The sequence below is a fragment of the Mammaliicoccus sp. F-M27 genome (assembly GCF_022387115.1).
In the GTDB taxonomy this organism is placed as follows: domain Bacteria; phylum Bacillota; class Bacilli; order Staphylococcales; family Staphylococcaceae; genus Mammaliicoccus; species Mammaliicoccus vitulinus.
Genome location: NZ_JAJNIE010000042.1, coordinates 1 through 407, shown reverse-complemented (window position 1 = coordinate 407; position 407 = coordinate 1). Strand labels below are relative to the sequence as shown.

Sequence of the window (407 nt, the reverse complement as noted above, 5' to 3'; positions counted from 1 at the left end):
GGACAGATGATTGGGGTGAAGTCGTAACAAGGTAGCCGTATCGGAAGGTGCGGCTGGATCACCTCCTTTCTAAGGATATTACGGAATGACCTTTAGGTCATGGAATTAGCGTGGACATATTGTATTCAGTTTTGAATGTTTATTTAACATTCATCATTGCACATTGAAAACTAGATAAGTAAGCAAATAGATTTTACCAAGCAAAAAACCGAGTGAATTTCTAACGAAATTCAACAAGCTTAATAATCGCGCGTCGTCTTTTTAGACGACATCACAGATTAATAACAGTTATTTTCTTAAACATTTATGTATAAGAAAATATTAGATTAAGTTATTAAGGGCGCACGGTGGATGCCTTGGCACTAGAAGCCGAAGAAGGACGTTACTAACGACGATATGCTTTGGGG

2 rRNA genes are annotated in these 407 nt (G+C 37.8%); both read left to right on the top strand.

Annotated elements, in window-relative coordinates:
* A 16S ribosomal RNA gene (locus LQ598_RS13710) occupies nt 1-69 on the top strand; the annotation flags it as partial.
* A gap of 255 nt (nt 70-324) precedes the next feature.
* A 23S ribosomal RNA gene (locus LQ598_RS13705) occupies nt 325-407 on the top strand; the annotation flags it as partial.